The organism is Microbulbifer sp. MCCC 1A16149 (assembly GCF_050368945.1).
GTDB lineage: Bacteria > Pseudomonadota > Gammaproteobacteria > Pseudomonadales > Cellvibrionaceae > Microbulbifer.
In genome coordinates, this window is record NZ_CP185959.1 from 252,844 (window position 1) to 267,616 (window position 14,773).

Genomic DNA, 14,773 nt, shown 5'->3' on the forward strand with positions numbered 1-14,773 from the left:
AGGAAAATAATAAGTCGACAGCTAAATCATACGGTCAGGCTAAGTCGATATCGGGTTAGGATGGATCAAAGCACGCAAAGTTCTATGTATTACCTAAATTGCAGAAAACAAAACGTCAATTGCGTGTTAAACGCTGCTAAATCTAATATTTCTGTTGGTCTCGTAAGCTAGATCTATAATTTACCCGAACTTATTCAGGTGCTAATAAATATCAATTTTTTCTTTGTGGGTTGTAACGGAATAGGCCATGTATTCAATATTATTTGATTCTTGATTACGTCGAGGTGGCCCTTTTGTTGTGAGATATAGTTTCATTGGCGTCGCGATGAGGATCGTAATGACGGCAATTTTAAATTGCAATATTTGGTCAGGCTCTATTACTCTTTCCCGTGAAGTAATACTTCAATGGCTCTTTGTTTTAGCAGGGTTATACCCATAGAGTAGATGACTAATGGGATTATTTCATCGTCATTCGCGCTGTCGATATAGTGTTCAAGTGAGTCTATCCCATCACCCTCTAGGAGACATTCAAGTACCTCAACGGTCTGTTTATATTTATCAAAAAGCCTTTTGTTTGTTTGAAGTGGGTAGACGCTGTGAGCAAGTAATTCCTTCTCTTTCTTCAGTGAATCAAATGCTTTTTGCAGTATAGGTAGAATTCTCTCATATTCATTTTGGTAATTTTTCAGGTATCCATTTTCTTCCCAGGCTTGCCCCCAAATTTTTCGCCAGTTTTTTTTGGTTACTCGGCGATCAAGTTGATAGCAGGTCCACCTAAAGGCTGGAGAAAGGGTTATTGGTTTGTCCAGTAATGGCTTTCCAAAAACTTGCTCAGCTTCAAAATACGTACCATCCGCTTTTTTTAGTAGGCTCTTATATTCGGAATCAGAACTTTCACCCAGCCCATTCCTTATAATATAGAAAATGTCTCTGCGTGTATGGCTGTAGGTTCTCTCGTTTTCCGTTGCATGCATCTTAAGCATTTCGCTGGCATTTATGAGTACATGACGAAGAGGTCGCGGATTAGAGCCTCCTGCATTTCGGATATCTAATCTATCGATTTCTTGTGGCCATCGTGAGTTGACATCAGAAGATATTTTGATGAGATTTGATAATTCCTTTGATAGAGCTTCAATTGATTCGGTGAGCGTCTTTGTAGCTGGGCCATGTTGGATGGCAAGAGTACTTCGCTCCGCAATCATCTTGGACTCTTGGCTAACCTTTAGGGCGGAAAATGCTGCGTATGCAGCAGCAGTAGTTGCTATCGCTGATAAAATTGAAGGAGCTATGTCAAACCATTCTGCGTAATTCATTTTTATGGTGGCACTTTTTTAGGGTTTTGTTTTTTTGTGGCAAAAAAAACCTAAGCTTTATATTTCTTGGCAGTTCTCGATATGATAGTGATATTAAGATTTTGAAAGCTGCATAAATTCCTGATTTATTTTTCATCTGCTCTTCAATTTAGTAAATGTTAAGCAAAGTAATATATAAATCAATCCGCCAAGTGTTCCGCTAATAAACACGTCAAAAAATAGATTTAGCTTGGAGGAATTGTAGAGAAGCAATGTAGTGCTACCTACAATTGAGGCTGAGACAACTAAGCTTATTAAAGTGAGGAATATTATTTGAGTATTGAAGCGATCGTGAAGGTCTAGGTAGTGTTTTGATAGCCTATCAGAAACGAGCCGGTGCTTATCTTTTATATTCGACCATTGCGAGTCTACCTCAAGCTTTATGGCATTTAATGTACTTTTCTGATTCCTGATTAGAAGCGACATTAAGAGCGCGAAGACAACAGATCCTAGCCATATGGATAAGTTTTTTAGTGTTAGCGCATCCGTTTTTTGCATTTGTCCGCCGGTCAAGACTAAAGCTACTGGTATTGCTAAAAGCTGGTTTTGAATCCCGGAGAATGTAGAGTTTAATTTCGTTGTGAATTCAAATTTTTCATGTTCTATTTGCGTCTTTATTTTTTCAAAAGAAAATTCTGATACGTACAGCTGGTAGTTAGAGTTGATTCTCTCGATGAACTCAGGAAATCGCTTGATTAATGATGAAATGCTGAATCGATCGATTTCTGAATCTTTTAGCATTTCTATTAAAACGCTTTTTACTATTGTTATTTTTTGGTCTTTGTGGATTTCAGCATTAATAAATTGTGTGATAAATGGCTCAGTGTCTAGCGGGTGCGTGAGGTCGCTTAGGTTGTAGTCTAAATTAAGTTCTAGCTTTTCACCGTGCAAAAAAACAGCTTTGGGGATTTCTGGCGCAGCGTAATCTGATAGCTTAAGAAGCTCTTTAACTAGCTTAGCTGTCTCTAAGTATTGTTTTATATTTTTTGGCGTTTTTTCATTTAATTCTTTATGGTGATAATGCTGATCTGCAATATAAAATTCTTCCGGAGGGTTTATTTTTCGGCTTGTAGCTTTGAGGAGGTCGTCCAAATTCTGCGCAAAAAAAGCATCTTTGTCTGACGGTAGTGTGAACTCAACTTTAAATGAATCCGTGCGGTAATTGGTTAGCAGTTGGCATGATTCCAGATTATTTTTAAGGCGTTCAAAGTTTTCTTCTGAAAGAGTGCCAGATGCTTGTCGAGATATAACGCTTTCGTCAGCTAATTGACTGTAAGCTTCTATCGCAATATCTAATTTATTCATCATCACGACTTGGCTCGCCTTTTGCTTTCTGGATTTCTCGTATCAAATCTCCAGGTGGATTTCTGATCAATATTGCACGGTATTCTTCGCTATAATCCACTCTCTCATCAATTAGGTCGCCAACATCGAAACCTAAACTTATTGACCCAAATTTCTTGCTTAGCCGTTTTAGTTTCTTATAGCTTTCTGGGTGAGGTGAAAAGGTTTCACTTACTTCATATTCGTTTTCTCTTACGAATAAAACAAATTTTTCGGGGTCTTGATCATCTATGAAGGCAGAAAGAGAGGTAAGGTTTACAGGTTCGTTTGCAGATTTTTTTTCTATGCAGTAGTCGTGAACGCGAGCTCTAACTCTTTGCTTTTCCTCGGCACTACATTGGCTGTTTTCGCAAAAATCATCAAGAGCCTGCAGTACGTTTTCTGTGTTGAATTTTGCATCCGTATACTCCAAGCAAGATAGCGCATCTCTAAAGTATCTGGATGATTCGGCGTCACTTCCTGAGCCTCTCTTAATAAAAGATAAATATGGCTGCTGATTGGTTTGCCATTTTTGAATGTCAATTCGCGCGGCTTCTCTAAGATTGGTTATGTCGAATGAAAGGGAGTCATTTAAATCTAAAGTTCTTTCATCAATGCCAACGCCCTCTTTCAACTTCAATACTGCAATTAATATCCACTCTCTTCCCTGGTTCGTATATCTAAAAAATATCGGGTAGCTAGTCGTTGCAAACCTCTGCCTCGACATGGATTCGGCGACGATATTAATAGTCCTGCTAGAGAACTGAGCGAAATCTTGATTATTTTGCGTGTATTGAGATAAATAGAGTGGGAATCTGTGGGCATCTAAATTTGATCCCAGGATCCCGTATCCGTTACTAAGCTTTCCATATAGGTTGAGGATGTCCTCACCTAATTTTGTAAGTCGATTATCAATTGGTAGCAGTCTGTCGCGGGATTTAATTTCAACACTCTCACTTCCCTGGGTGTCTTTTTCCTTAATGACCCCATGTATAATTGATTGAGTAATGTTCAATTTTTATCCCCTTTATATTTTAATTTATTAAGTCTGCTTGAATGTGAAATGTATTAAATGGAAAATCTAAGTGCTTGTTGTGGGTTTTCAACTTCGCCCGACAAATTTATTGTATTTTGTTTGAAAATGTTTTTGAGATCTAAATTTGATCATGGGTGTCGTTTGCATGTTGAGACTTCGTATAACGCGTTACGGCTATATTTTGCGAAGGCGCGAAATTTCGTTTTAGATTTATACCATGAAGCTGAAAACAGTGGCAGGCTCTGTAAGTAGTTGTAATTATGTGTGTGGGCACTCACTTATTTCGGTCGCTTTAAAAATGAGCGCAATTGTTGAGGTAGTTTTGAGGTTCCACAGTCTTCAGTCGCTGATTCCCACCACTCCTGCTATCTTCCTCTGCATAACAATGCAAAGGATCGCCCCATGCCCCGCAACCTTACCGCCTCATTGGCGCTGCTGACCTCACTTTCCATCCCGGCTCTCGGCCTTTTCGGCTGCGACCGCTCCAGTACCCAGTCCGAGCCGAAGCCGCAGGCAGAGGCGGCGTCCAAGGCGCCGGCCGAGCAAGAGGCCAAGCCGGATTTCTCCATCGACTACCAGCAGTTCCAGCTGGATAACGGCCTCAATGTGCTGTTCCACATCGACCGCTCCGATCCGGTGGTGGCGGTGTCGCTGACGGCCCATGTGGGCTCGGCGCGGGAGAAGGAGGGGCGCACCGGATTTGCCCATCTGTTCGAGCACCTGCTGTTCCTGGAGTCGGAGAACCTGGGCAAAGGCGGGCTGGATGCGATGAGTGCGCGTATTGGCGGTTCCGGCGCCAATGGTTCCACTTCCCGGGATGTCACCAATTACTACCAGACGGTGCCCAAGGATGCGCTGGAGAAGATGCTGTGGGCGGAGGCGGACAAGCTGGGCTGGTTTATCAATACGGTGACCGATCCGGTGCTGGCGAAAGAGAAGCAGGTGGTGAAGAACGAGAAGCGCCAGGGTGTGGATAACCGCCCCTATGGCCACACCCAGTATGTGATCGATCGCAACCTGTACCCGGAGGGCCACCCCTACAGCTGGCAGGTGATCGGCTCGCTGGAGGATCTGGATAATGCCACCCTAGACGATGTGAAGACCTTCTTCCGTCACTGGTATGTGCCCAACAACGTGACCTTGGTGGTGGCCGGGGATTTTGATCCGGAGCAGGCCAGGGAACTGGTGAAGAAGTATTTCGGTGAGATCCCCGCGGGGGAGGCCATCGAGCGTGCGCCCAAGCAGCCGGTCACCCTAAAGGAAACCAAGCGCCTCTATTACGAAGACAACTTTGCCCGCCAGCCGGAGCTGACCATGGCGTGGCCCACGGTGCCGCGCTACAGCGCGGACAGCTACCCGCTGGCGGTGCTGTCGGAATACCTCTCCGACGGCAAGCGCGCGCCTCTGTACCGGGTGCTGGTGGAGGACGAGCAGCTGACCGCGAATGTCTCCATGGGCGCTTACGAGTCCGAGCTAGCGGGGCAGATGCAGCTGGAGGTGCAGGCATTTACCGGCGGCAATCTGGACGCGGTGTACAAAGGCATCGAGAAGGGCTTTGCCCTGTTTGAGAAAGAGGGCATTGCCGAGGAAGATCTGGAGCGGATCAAGGCGGGCCAGGAAGTGGCGTTTTACAACAGTCTCTCCAGCGTACTGGGTAAGGGTTTCCAGCTGGCCCAGTACCAGATTTACGCGGATGACCCGGGCTACGTGAGCAAGCATATCGAGCGGCTGCTGGCGGTTACCGCAGAAGACGTGAAGCGGGTGTACGACAAGTACATCAAGGACAAGCCCTATGTGGCGACGAGCTTTGTTCCCCGCGGTGAAAAAGCGCTGGCGCTGTCCGGTTCCACTGCCGCGCAAGTAGTGGAAGAGAAGATCGTCGAGGGCGCGGAAGCGCAGTTCGATGCCTCCGCCAGTGCCGAGTACGAGAAAACCCCTTCCATCCTGGATCGCGCCAAGGAGCCGGCCTACGGCGATCCGGCGGAAACCGCGGTGCCGGATGTGTGGCAGGGAGAGCTCGAGAACGGGATCGAGGTCTTCGGCATCGAAAACAGCGAAGTGCCGGTTGTGACCTTCAGCCTGGTGATCGACGGCGGTATGTTGCAGGAGAGCATCGACAAGACCGGTGTGGCCAACCTCACCGCGATGCTGATGCAGCGCGGCACCAAAAACCGCACCCCGGAAGAACTGGAAACTGCCATCCAGAAACTCGGTGCCAGCATCAATGTATCTGCAGGGCAGAGTGCGTTCCGCTTCGATGTGACCACCCTGGCGCGCAACTTCAACGAGGTGTTCGCGCTGCTACAGGAAATGCTGCTGGAACCGCGCTGGGACGAGAAGGAGCTGGTGCTGGCGAAGAAGAGCGTCACCAGCCAGATCAAGCGCGCAGCCGCTGAGCCCAGCGCCATCGCCGGCAAGACGTTTGCGCGCCTGCTGAACGGCAAAAACAGCATCCGCGGTTACAGTGGTCTGGGTACGGAGGAGTCGGTGGCGGCCATCTCCATGGACGACCTCAAGGCCTATTATACAAGCTACCTTTCTCCGTCCGTGGCCCGCGCCCATGTGGTGGGGGATATTGCCAAGGCAGACTTTATGGCGACCGCCGGCCAGCTGGCCAAGCAGTGGCCCGCCAAGTCGGTGAAAATCCCCGATCCGAAATCCGAGCCCGCCAAGCCCGGTATCTATTTTGTGGACGTGCCGGATTCCAAACAGTCCCTGTTGCGTATTGGCCGCCTGGCCATGCCGGTGGTATCGGAAGACTATTACCCCGCGGTGTTTACCAATTACATCCTCGGCGGTGGCGGTTTCGCCTCGCGCCTGATGCAGCAGCTGCGTGAGGGCAAGGGCTATACCTACGGCATTGGCTCGAGTATCTCCGCCGACAAGACCGGGGGCCAGTTCGGCATCGGCAGTGGAGTGCGCGCCAACGTCACCGCGGAGTCGGTACAGTTGATCCACGATATTCTCGAGGACTACGCGGCTACCTATACCGAGGCCGACCTGGAGAACTCGCGCTCCTATCTAGTGCGTGCGAATACCCGCGCGTTCGAGACCGCGCGCGCGAAACTGGGCCTGCTGGAAAACATGAGTGAATACGGCTGGCCCGCGGACTATGTGCGCGAGCGCGAGGCCATCGCCAAGGCGATGACCATTCCCAAGGTACAGAAGATTGCCGAGACCTATATGCAGCCGGAAACGATGATCTGGGTGGTAGTGGGGGACCGCGCCACACAGTTTGATCGCCTGAAGGATCTGGGATTGGGCCAGGCGATCCTGGTGGATCAAAGCGGATCGCCAGAGTAGCGGCCGGCCAACAAAAATTAACCCCTGATTGAGGCCCGGCAGTCTGCCGGGCCTTGCCTGCCCGCCTGAGTTTCATTTTCAGAGCGCTACACGGATCACCAATCCTGCACGTCCGGTAGCGAACTGCGCCATTTAATCCGCAGTTCTTGTACGTGTGTCTATTCTTCCTTTGCCCCGTGCGAGCTGGCTTTGCTAGGGGATTCCATCAATCTTCCCCCCGGTCTGGCAGCAATTTCTGTGGCGCGAGAACAGGGGTTTATTAACGAGTGATCAAAGGATGAAAACATTCACAGGTACGCGGATCCGCATGCTGAGCAGTGTAGCGCTGGCTGCCAGCTTTCTTGTTGCTGGCGGAGCAAAGGCAGAGGTGTTTGATATCGAGCAAGAGGACTTCGCCGGATCATTCATCACGTCTTTCTTAAAGTATCGCGTCAACGAAAAAACAATTTCTACGACATCGACCGGTGAAATCAAAAAGAAAGGTCTCGGAAAATTCCAGAGCCACACGGCAACGGAGTTCAATCTGGGGGGCGGGTCATGTGATACGGGGAATACAGATCCGTATGTGTTCGACCAGCTGTTCTTTGTGGTTAGGTCCAATGTGGTTTTGACATTCGAGAGCGGGCAGGTGTTCCTGAAGGCGGTGCCGCTCGAAGAGGACGCCCCGGCAGGAGGCGGCTGTTTCTATCTCTTCGCTGATCCGGAGGAGGAAACGTTAACGTTAGCAGAAGTACCTGGCCGCTTTGATCTTGTCGTCAAATATAAGGTTGTTGGTGGTACCGGGGAGTTTGCGGGCGCAACTGGAGAGCTGGAAGCGACGTCGAGAGGTACCGTGCTTGAATGGAATGACTTGGGGGCAGATGGCTACAACTTCTTTGGCGGTGTTAGCGGCACCCTTGAAGGTTCTTTCTGTACTAACTGCCCCTAGTGTTCACACCGGGCGCAGAGCAAAAAATGATGTTGTTCTGCGCCCTCCTTTTACTAATCCCTAGCCAATTGGACACCCGGGGTTCTCGCCCTTGCCCCAGGCCATGATCGGTTCCATTAACCAGGCAGAGCCCCAGGGGGAGATGCCGGTGATTGATACGCCGTTATCCTCTTGCGGCTCGACGTTGATCACCGCCACGATATTGCCGCCCTCGTGCTGGGGGCCGGTCCATCCCATCACTTCCCGGCGCAGGGTGAACTGGGTGAGGTTTTCGCTGGCCGCGGTCACCGCGTAGTGCCATACCCCGGAGCCTGCCCCGATCACGATGTTCTGCGAGCGAATAGTGGAACCCTGAATCACGCCCTGGACACAGGCATCCATATTGGCCACTAGGTTGCCCACGGAGTCCTGATACGAGAGCGGCGTGGTTGCGGTGTATACATTACCAAACGTGGAGTCGCTGAGCTTTTGGGCAAATGCGCTCGGTGTGTTTGGGGGCAGTATGGCCGTACACCCCTGCAGTACAGCCATGCCGATAAAGACAGGCAGGGACTTTTTCATCGAATTCTCGCTTTTTTAGTGCTGTTATTTACTGTGCGATAGTCAGAAGCAACCTGTGGAAGTCCTGGGCTGGGACCGAATCAGGAGTGAGTAATCCACAGGTGAAGCCTGGAGTTATAACATGCAAGATTGAAGGTTTGTAGAAAACGTCCAGTCAAAAACACGACTACCAGGTGTTGAAAACGGCTATTTGGAGAGTGGGTCCGTTGCCGGAAAGGCGGAATGTGCCCGCAATGGCTCAAAACTGTCGGCGTGTTGGGGGCGGCGGGCCAGTGTAAGCCCGCCGCCCCCCCAGTATTAGCCGCATCATCGGCTACCGCTTAGTAGGCCTGCTTGTCGTGCCCAACCAGCGCGTCGCAATAGCCGTTGCTGGTTGCCGGTACATAGAAGGCGCTCTCCACCGCCGGGTAGCCGAACCCGGTCACCTGCGCTTCGGCTTCCGCACTGTAGCCCTGGCCGATCAGGTTAAAGTAGGGACGGTAGTCCAGGCCGGTTACCTTGCTGGCGGCAATCAGCAGCCAGTCGTTGTTATCCATGCTGTTGGCCTGTTCACGGGTGTAACCGGAGAAGCCCATTGCATCCCTGCCTGCGGCCCAGTCGGTATCGTTTCCTTTTGCCGCGTTGAATGCGCGCTCGAGAATATGCAGCCGCGGGATCAGGTTCCAGCCGTCGTCGAGCACACCCTGTTCTTCGGCGTGCATCATCATTTCAATCACCAGCGCCACACCGTAGTTCCAGCCGCTATAACCCAGTGATGCCATATAGGCCGCGGGGTCGGCTTCGCTCTGGCTGGCCTGCAGGTCGGCATTGATGTTGCCAAACGGCAGGTTCTGGCAGCTTGCGGCAATGCCGTCTTCGTCCTGCGCGCGGGATTTGGCGTAGTAGGAGTAGAAGTTGGTGGTGGCGTGGCCCTCAAAGCCATTGAATTTGAAGCGCCCCCTTTCCACTGTGTGGCCAACTTCGTGCAGGTCGCCGTGACCGAGGATGGAAAAGTCCCAGCTGGCATCATAGGGGTTGCCGGAGCAGCCGGCGCCGCAGGCGGATTGATCCATATTGCCGTGGTGCACCCGATCCCAGACCGCAATATCAAAACCATTGGCGGTGGCGAAGTCATGGATTTCCGGCACCACATCGATGTCTTCACCCTGTACTCCGGTCAGCACCCGGAAGTAATTGTGGTGGTACTTGGTGATGTAGGTTTCCATCTCGCTCGGGGTATCCCAGCGGCTGTCTTTCGACAGGGTTCTCGCCAGGCGCTCCGACAGGGAGTGGATTTCAAAGTACTCGGTGGATATCTCGGCCCAGTCGTACTGGTCCGTGGCCAGGGCAGCGGCGAAGGCGGCATCGTCGTCACCGGTACGCCAGAACGGATGCTGGCCGACCTGTTCAAAGGCAAAGGTCATGTTGGTGCCTTTGTCGGAAAAGCCGATCTGTACCGGCCCACCGTAGGGTGAGGTCAGTTCCAGAGTTTCGCCGGCCTTGATCGGCATCTGGTTCGATTGCAGGAATATGGGGCGGGTGTAGCCCCAGGTGGGGCCATTGGCGCTCGGGTACATATGCCGGGTAGAGCTGCTGCGCTGGGTGTTGATAAACACGGTGGCATCGATACCGCTGTTGTTGTCGGTCCGCGTTACCTTGAAGGTCTGCCCGGGCAGGGCATAGACGCCCGCCGCGCGGAAAGCGCGGCGGCTGGTGATGCTCACCGTTTTGTCCGCCGGGGTGATATGGCTGAAATCGGTACGGCTGAAGTTGCCCAGGTCAGCCGCGACCGGGTTGTGCTGGCGCGTGGTATATACCAGCGCGTCGGCATAGTAGCTCTTCAAAAAGTCCACGGTGGGGGTGGTGTCTTTCCACATAGGAAATGCCACCGTTTGCCGGTATTTGTCGGCGAGCAGGATCAGCAGCTTTTCAATGCGGTAGTTGCCATCGATGCTGAAAACATCCTGTGCCTGTTGGTCGAAGCGCCTGGGTATGCCTTTCAGGTTCGTTGTGATATCGCGGAACTCGCTGGCGTAGGCCGGTACATTGCTGCAGTTGCTGTCTTCATCCGCACACTGGGAAATCTGGAAGCCAAAGCTGTTGTTCTTGAAGCGTTCAACCAGGCTGGCCACCTTGGTCAGTGTGGAGTGGCTCGCACGCATCTCTTCCGCGGAGGCCCAGTTGGCGGCATCAATGGAGAAGTAATTGCCCGCGCTACCGGGGCTTTGTGTCTGCACATCGAAGTGGCGCAGGATGGGGTTGGTCAGTGCGGTGGAGTTCCAGCTGTTGGTGTGGACGTACAACAGCGATTGCTGGTTATCCACTGCCTGATCCAGCGCGGCGGTAACCGAACCCTCGGCCATCGATGTGTCGGTTGCCCCGGTAATGATCAGGCTGGCACCGCGAACACAACTGCTCAATTCTGCCTCTACCGCGCAGCGCGCAATGGTGACATTGGCGTTCTGCGCCTGTAACCAGCGCTCCGTGGCATTCATGTTGCCGGCGCTCATCTGCATCAATGCGACGGTGACTTCGTCTCCGCCAGACAGGCTCACGCTCTGTGGCGTCAGCAGCCAGTCGAGGAGATTTACCATCGGCTGTGCAAAGGCTGTGTGATCGCCGCTATCGAGCTTCACGATCACATTGTCACCCATCGCTACGGTGCGGTAGGCGGTTTTATCGGTGGCGGTGACGAAGGTATAGCCCTGGTTGCCGGTCACGACTTCGAAGGCGCCGCTCAGGCTGTCCAGGGTGAAGAAACGCGAATTTCTGCTGGGATCGAAGTCGATGGGGCCGTCCGCAAAGATATCACCGTGCAACGCGGCAACGGCCTGTTGCCGCTGTGCAATGCGGTCGAGGATGCGCTGTTCCAGCTCGCTGGCGGTGGATGGCAGCAAGGTCGGATCACCGCTTATTACCGCTTCGTGGATACGGTCTTTTATGGTTACGACGACCGTATCGCTATCGCTGGACTTGTCGTTGCTCGCTGTCAGGCTAAACGAGTAGCTCTCGGTTTGCATCGACGGCGGGTAGTACACCGTTGTTTCTGCCGCGTCGGCCGCGCTGAAAGAGACTTCGGGCCCGGAAAGCTGCTGCCACTCGAATACCAGGGGTGCGTCGCCGCTGACATTGCTGGTCAGGTTGAGTGTTTCACCATTAAACAGGGTGATCTCCTCGGGCAGTTCGACAGCGACCGGCGTTTCGGTCGTGCCGCCATCACCGTCACCCGGGGTTTGCGTGGTGTCATCCGGTGGCGTGTCGCCAGAGGAACTTCCACCGCCACCGCAGCCAACCAGTGCGGCGACGATGAATGCCAGGAAGAATTTCGTCATTTGGTTTTTGAGCATTCTATTTTCCGGTCAAAAAATTCATATCGGGCTCGAAACTTCTGGCGCGAGACAATGGCGAACCAGAATGGCGGCGTACTATAACTTCGCGAGCAAATTGATCTCTTGGCTCAAGGTAAATTGGGCCAAAAATCTGATGTATTTGGGATATGGATCAAGTTCTGGATGCGCGGAGAGGAAGGGGGCAAAGGCAATCTGCTGGGGCACGGACAAAAAAAGGGGGAGCTAATGCTCCCCAAAATTCCTTCTCACAGGAGGGATTGTGCCGGGTTAGAAGAAGCCCAGCGGATTGACGTCGTGGCTCACCAGCAGGTTCTTGGTTTGCTGGTAGTGTTCCAGGGCTTTTTTGTGGGTCTCGCGGCCGATGCCGGATTTCTTGTAACCCCCAAAGGCGGCGTGGGCCGGGTACTGGTGGTAGCAGTTGGTCCACACGCGGCCGGCCTGGATGTTGCGACCCATGCGGTAGGCCAGGTTCATATCGCGGGTCCACACCCCGGCGCCGAGGCCGTATTCGGTGTCATTGGCGATCGCCAGGGCTTCCGCTTCGTCCTTGAAGGTTGTTACGCCCACAACCGGCCCGAAGATCTCTTCCTGGAAAATTCGCATCTGGTTGTGGCCCTTGAGCAGGGTGGGCTGCACGTAATACCCGTTGCGGAATGCGCCCTCCATCTGCTCTGCGCCGCCGCCGAAGATCACTTCTGCGCCTTCGCGCTGGCCGATTTCGATATAGGTCATGATGCGGTCGAGCTGTTCCAGTGATGCCTGGGCGCCGACCTGGGTTTCCATATCCAGCGGGTTGCCGCGTTTGATCGACTTGGTGCGCTCTACCACCCGCTGCATAAACTCGTCGTAGATGGACTCCTGGATCAGCGCGCGGGACGGGCAGGTACACACCTCGCCCTGGTTGAAGAACGCCAGCACCAGCCCTTCCGCCGCCTTGCTGATGTACGCCTCTTCCTGCTGCATTACGTCCGCAAAATAGATATTCGGCGACTTGCCGCCCAGTTCGACGGTGGAAGGGATCAGGTTGTCGGCAGCGCACTTGAGGATATGCCCACCCACTGCGGTGGAGCCGGTGAATGCAATCTTGGCGATGCGATTGCTGGAGGCCAGCGCCTGGCCGGCCTCTTCGCCGATACCGTTGACGATGTTCAGCACCCCGGGCGGCAGCAGGTCACCGATCAGGTCTACCAGCACGAGGATGGATACCGGGGTTTGCTCCGCGGGCTTCAACACCACACAGTTACCTGCGGCCAGTGCCGGGCCCAACTTCCACGCGGCCATCAGCAGGGGGAAGTTCCACGGGATGATCTGGCCCACCACGCCCAGTGGCTCGTGCAGGTGGTAGGACACCGTGTGTTCGTCCAGCTCCGCCATACTGCCCTCCTGGGAGCGCAGGCAGCCGGCGAAATAGCGGAAGTGATCCACGCACAGGGGGATATCGGCGGCAATGGTCTCGCGCACCGCCTTGCCGTTGTCCCAGGTTTCCGCCACCGCGAGCATTTCCAGGTTCTGCTCCATGCGATCGGCAATTCGCAACAGGACGTTGGCGCGCTCTGCGGCGGCGGTCTTGCCCCAGGCGGTTTTGGCGGCGTGCGCGGCATCCAGCGCCAGCTCGATATCCGCGGCACCGGAGCGCGGCACCTCGCAGAAAGCCTCGCCGGTAACCGGGGAAATGTTCTCCATATAGTCGCCCTCTACGGGCGCCACCCATTCACCACCGATAAAGTTTTCATAGCGCGGCTTGAAATTCACCAGGGCGCCGTCCTGTCCGGGTTGTACGTAGATCATCGCTTGTTTCCTCATGGGAATCGTTATTGTGTCGTGTTGCTCCCGTGGGCGTTGTTATCTGCCGGTACCGGGAGTAATCTTTCCAGTCGGGTCAACGCCCGGCTTTTTTGGTTTGAGCAATGAAAAAATAGGGCTTTCGGGACGCGCTAGCTTTCCTCTGAGTACAGATCACTTGATTCTGAATCCAGAGGCCGGCGAGGAAACGGAAGGATCAGAGCAACAATAACTAAAAAGAAAATTATGACTGGAATGGCTATCCGTGGTCGAAATGCGCCGCGGGAGCTGGTGGAAAATCGCGTCTCGTTCGCCGGTCCCAGCTCCGAACTCAGTATCTACGACACCTACCTGCCCGCGGAGCGGGTCGGCCTGTCCTCTGGCGAGTTGCTGTATTGCGGCATGATCAGCGGCCGCAAGATCATGCACGCCGCGAAAAATTACCGCGCGGAATTTCTTCCCCAGGAATCCTTTGTAATGGCGCCGGGGGAGCAGGTCCATATCGATTTCCCAGACGCCCGTCTGGAAACTCCCACCTCCTGTCTCACCATCGAAATCGCCCGAGAGCGGGTGGAAAGCATCTGTGAAAAGCTGAACGGCACCCAAGCAGTAGAGACCGAATTTGAAGATTGGCGTTTCCGTCCGGAGTCACTGATCCATACCCAGCACAGCCAGGCCACCCAGTCCCTGTTGCAGCGACTGGTTACTACCTTTACGGAAAACGCCAGCGACCGGGATTTACTGGTGGATCTGGGGGTGAGCGAACTGGTGGTGCGAATGCTGCGGGAGCAGATGCGCACTTTCCTGTTGAAGGTCTGCGAAAATAATCCGGAAGTAAACGGATTGGGCGCGGCCCTGCACCAGGTTCAGTCGCGCCTCGACCAGCCCCTGGATATCGAACAGCTAAGCCGTACCGCCTGTATGAGCCGCAGTCGCTTTTACAGTGAATTCAAAAAACACCTCGGCTGCACCCCGGCAGAATTCCAGCAGCACCTGCGCATGCAGGCGGCGAAGGAGCGACTGGCGCGCGGAGAAACCGTCACACGGGTTTGTTTTGATCTCGGCTATCGACACCTGAGTCATTTCAGCCGTCGCTTCCACCAACAGTTCGGTATCAGTCCGAAGCAATTTCGCGAGTCCAGAAGCCCTGCCTGAGACG

Annotated in this window: 9 protein-coding genes; 3 read left to right on the forward strand and 6 right to left on the reverse strand. The window is 53.1% G+C overall.

Features of this window, described 5'->3' with window-relative positions; genetic code table 11:
* Nucleotides 1-377: 377 nt before the first annotated feature.
* The 3 genes from ACONT6_RS01070 to ACONT6_RS01080 all read right to left on the reverse strand — a co-directional run bounded on the left by ACONT6_RS01070 (nucleotide 378) and on the right by ACONT6_RS01080 (nucleotide 3,690).
* The gene (locus ACONT6_RS01070) at nucleotides 378-1,313 is read right to left on the reverse strand and encodes a hypothetical protein (RefSeq protein ID WP_428820056.1); all 936 of its coding nucleotides are present in this window, start codon (nucleotides 1,311-1,313) and stop codon (nucleotides 378-380) included.
* A 132-nt stretch (nucleotides 1,314-1,445) separates the two neighbouring features.
* Nucleotides 1,446-2,663 (reverse strand): hypothetical protein, encoded by a 1,218-nt coding sequence (locus ACONT6_RS01075; RefSeq protein WP_428820057.1) that lies wholly within the window; start codon nucleotides 2,661-2,663, stop codon nucleotides 1,446-1,448.
* The gene (locus tag ACONT6_RS01080) at nucleotides 2,650-3,690 is read right to left on the reverse strand and encodes a nucleoid-associated protein (protein WP_428820058.1); all 1,041 of its coding nucleotides are present in this window, start codon (nucleotides 3,688-3,690) and stop codon (nucleotides 2,650-2,652) included. The genes ACONT6_RS01075 and ACONT6_RS01080 overlap by 14 nt, the downstream gene beginning before the upstream one ends.
* A gap of 423 nt (nucleotides 3,691-4,113) precedes the next feature.
* On the opposite strand from ACONT6_RS01080, the gene ACONT6_RS01085 reads away from it, so the two are divergent.
* Together ACONT6_RS01085 and ACONT6_RS01090 are read left to right on the forward strand one after the other, a co-directional pair.
* Nucleotides 4,114-7,014, forward strand: coding sequence for a M16 family metallopeptidase (locus ACONT6_RS01085; protein ID WP_428820059.1), 2,901 nt, complete (start codon nucleotides 4,114-4,116; stop codon nucleotides 7,012-7,014).
* Nucleotides 7,015-7,291: 277 nt separating this feature from the next.
* On the forward strand, nucleotides 7,292-7,942 hold the full coding sequence (locus ACONT6_RS01090; RefSeq protein WP_428820060.1) for a hypothetical protein: 651 nt from the start codon (nucleotides 7,292-7,294) through the stop codon (nucleotides 7,940-7,942).
* Between the two features lie 60 nt (nucleotides 7,943-8,002).
* Here the strand turns inward: ACONT6_RS01090 and ACONT6_RS01095 are convergent, their stop codons facing one another.
* The 3 genes from ACONT6_RS01095 to exaC form a co-directional block, all read right to left on the reverse strand.
* Nucleotides 8,003-8,503: a hypothetical protein gene (locus ACONT6_RS01095; protein WP_428820061.1), complete on the reverse strand. Its 501-nt coding sequence runs from the start codon at nucleotides 8,501-8,503 to the stop codon at nucleotides 8,003-8,005.
* Nucleotides 8,504-8,823: 320 nt separating this feature from the next.
* Complete coding sequence (locus ACONT6_RS01100) at nucleotides 8,824-11,829, reverse strand: ImpA family metalloprotease (RefSeq protein ID WP_428820062.1); 3,006 nt, start codon at nucleotides 11,827-11,829, stop codon at nucleotides 8,824-8,826.
* A gap of 270 nt (nucleotides 11,830-12,099) precedes the next feature.
* Complete coding sequence (gene exaC, locus ACONT6_RS01105; protein ID WP_428820063.1) at nucleotides 12,100-13,620, reverse strand: acetaldehyde dehydrogenase ExaC; 1,521 nt, start codon at nucleotides 13,618-13,620, stop codon at nucleotides 12,100-12,102.
* Nucleotides 13,621-13,860: 240 nt separating this feature from the next.
* Here exaC and ACONT6_RS01110 point away from each other — a divergent pair, with 240 nt between their 5' ends.
* Entirely contained in the window at nucleotides 13,861-14,769 is a 909-nt protein-coding gene (locus tag ACONT6_RS01110) for a helix-turn-helix domain-containing protein (RefSeq protein WP_428820064.1), read from the forward strand.
* Nucleotides 14,770-14,773 lie beyond the last annotated feature (4 nt).